The sequence below is a fragment of the Delftia sp. ZNC0008 genome (assembly GCF_000799035.1).
Lineage (GTDB): Bacteria > Pseudomonadota > Gammaproteobacteria > Burkholderiales > Burkholderiaceae_C > Comamonas > Comamonas tsuruhatensis.
This window is the reverse complement of the sequence record NZ_JTKZ01000335.1, coordinates 1-2,487: the sequence shown is the minus strand read 5'-3', so window position 1 is coordinate 2,487 and position 2,487 is coordinate 1. Positions and strand designations below refer to the sequence as shown.

The 2,487-nt window shown below is 68.4% G+C and carries 2 protein-coding genes and 1 pseudogene; 1 reads left to right on the top strand and 2 read right to left on the bottom strand.

Going from position 1 to position 2,487, the window contains the following annotated elements:
• A pseudogene (locus tag L995_RS11190) lies at window positions 1-514 on the top strand (hypothetical protein); the annotation flags it as partial.
• A 97-nt stretch (window positions 515-611) separates the two neighbouring features.
• Here the strand turns inward: L995_RS11190 and L995_RS11185 are convergent.
• Both L995_RS11185 and L995_RS11180 read right to left on the bottom strand, forming a co-directional pair.
• Window positions 612-1,514, bottom strand: coding sequence for a carbohydrate kinase family protein (locus L995_RS11185; protein ID WP_017404630.1), 903 nt, complete (start codon window positions 1,512-1,514; stop codon window positions 612-614).
• A gap of 34 nt (window positions 1,515-1,548) precedes the next feature.
• The coding region (locus L995_RS11180; protein WP_047471691.1) for a DUF3426 domain-containing protein at window positions 1,549-2,487 on the bottom strand (939 nt) is incomplete at its 5' end.

Genomic DNA, 2,487 nt, shown 5'->3' with positions numbered 1-2,487 from the left:
TGCAAAGAAGGCCGCCGCTCCTGCCAAGAAGGCTGCTGCTCCTGCTGCCAAGAAGGCCGCAGCTCCCGCCAAGAAGGCTGCTGCGCCTGCTGCCAAGAAGGCCGCAGCTCCTGCCAAGAAGGCTGCTGCACCTGCTGCCAAGAAGGCCGCAGCGCCCGCCAAGAAGGCTGCTGCTCCTGCTGCAAAGAAGGCTGCCGCGCCTGCCAAGAAGGCTGCTGCTCCTGCCGCCAAGAAGGCCGCAGCTCCCGCCAAGAAGGCTGCAGCTCCTGCGGCCAAGAAGCCCGCCGCTGCACCGGCTGCCAAGCCCGCAGCAGCACCCGCCAAGGCTGCAGCAGCTCCTGCCGCTCCCGCCAAGAAGGCTGCAGCGCCGAAGAAGGCCACTGCTCCCAAGAAGGCCGCAGCAGCTCCCGCCGCTGCCGCGCCTGCAGCTCCCGCTGCCGCACCCGCGCCCATCGCGCAAACCCGCCTGGCACCCCAAGCCGCATGGCCCTTCCCCACAGGCAGCAAGCCCTGAGACTTCTCCGGTCTCAAAGCAAAAAGCCCGGCTCTTTCGAGTCGGGCTTTTTTCATTGCGACGATGGCGGCTGTACCGCCACCCGGCGATCACCGCCTCAGGGCTTGGCGAAGTCCAGCACGTAGTTCTGCGGGCCGCGGCTGGCAATCTTGAGCGCACCCAGGCGGTTGCCCAGTTCTGCACAACGCACCAGATCCCAGCCACGCTCCAGGCCGAACAGCAGGGCGCCACGCCACGCATCGCCACAGCCCGTGGGGTCGACCACGGCAGCGGGCTGCACAGGCGCCACCGGGGTCCTGGTGCCTTGCACCCAGACCTCGCAGCCTTGCGCGCCCAGCGTCACCACCAGGCCCTGCACCTGCCCTGAAATCTGCTCCAGGCTCCAGCCCGTGCGCTCGCTGAGCATGCGGGCTTCATAGTCGTTCACGGCCACCCAGTCGGCCTGCTCGATGAAGCGGCGCAGATCCTGCCCGTCGAACATGGGCAGGCCCTGGCCCGGATCGAAGACGAAGGGAATGCCTGCAGCCTTGAACTGCTGGGCATGCTCGATCATGGCCTCGCGGCCATCGGGAGCGATGATGCCCACGCGCACCTGCTCCCTGAGTTCGGGCGTGATGCGGTTGCCGTGGGCCTGCATCATGGCGCCCGGGTGGAAGGCCGTGATCTGGTTGTTGTCGCGGTCGGTCATGATCATGCACTGGGCCGTGTGCGTGTCCTGCAACTGGCCGATGTGCGCCGTGTGCACGCCCAGCTCCTGCAGACGCTGCACATAGTCGGCACCGTCACTGCCCACCATGGCCATGGGCCAGGCATCGCCCCCCAGCAGCCTCAGCGCATAGGCGATGTTGCCCGCGCACCCGCCGAAATCGCGGCGCAGCGTGGGCACCAGGAAGGACACATTGAGGATGTGCAACTGGTCAGGCAGGATCTGGTCGGCAAACCTTCCGTCGAAGGTCATGATGTTGTCGAACGCAAGCGATCCGCAGATGAGAGCGGCCATGGTGTGTCTCGGCTTTCTTGAAGAGTCAGGGGAATCAGGGATAAAAAACCAGGGCGCGGTAACCGGCAACGGCGGACTCCAGGCCCTGCACTTCGACCGGGGCGGTCACGCTCCATTCGCCATGGCCCTCGATCTGCGCGGGGGCACCGAACTGGTCGAGCCGGATCACGCGCCGCAGCAGCAGCTTGTCCTGCGCATCGGTGAGCGTGAGTTCGACAGCGGGCATGGCCACGGGGAAGTCGGAACGGTTCTCCAGGCTCAGGCTCCATTGGTACTGGCCGTTGCGCGGCAGCTGCCGAAAACCCGAACTGCCGATCACCACATCGCCGATCTGTCGGCGCGGCTGCAGCTCGCAGCCCGCCATGGCGCACAGGGTCTGCAGCGTGGGCGCCAGCGAAGGATGCTGCACGGCCAGCGCATCGCGCTGGCCCCACATCACCTGGCCTGCCAAAGCGCCCGCGCCCAGCAGGCAGCCCAGCACAAGGGCCACGCGTACGGCAGGCCGGCGCCAGAAGGCCTTGCGCCGCGCCTGACGCACAAAGCCGGGCTCGGCCTCAGGCAGCGCAGGCTGGTCGTCGCTGCCACCCTCGCCGTCGCTGTCGGGCCAGCGGGAGAGCTCCGGCGAAGGCACGGATACCTGCGCCTGCCGCTCCGATTCACGGACCAGGCCCGTCGGGACGGACAGCGAAGGCGCATCGGCTTTCTGGGACGGCACGGCACCATCCACCTTGTGCGGCGATGGCGCGGAAACAGGCTTGTGTTCAGGCTCGGGTTCGGGCTCCAGGCCGGGCGGGGACGCCACCGCCGGCCCATGCCGCGCGTCAGGCTGGGGCTGCGCCGCTGGTGCAGCCACGGACGCCGCCAGGATCTCGTCCACCAGCGACGCGCCAGGCAACTCGCGGCCCGGATCGTCGGCGGCAAAAGCCGAAGGGGTCTGCGCAGGCGGTGCCGGGGACGCGGGCGCCTGCGGAGC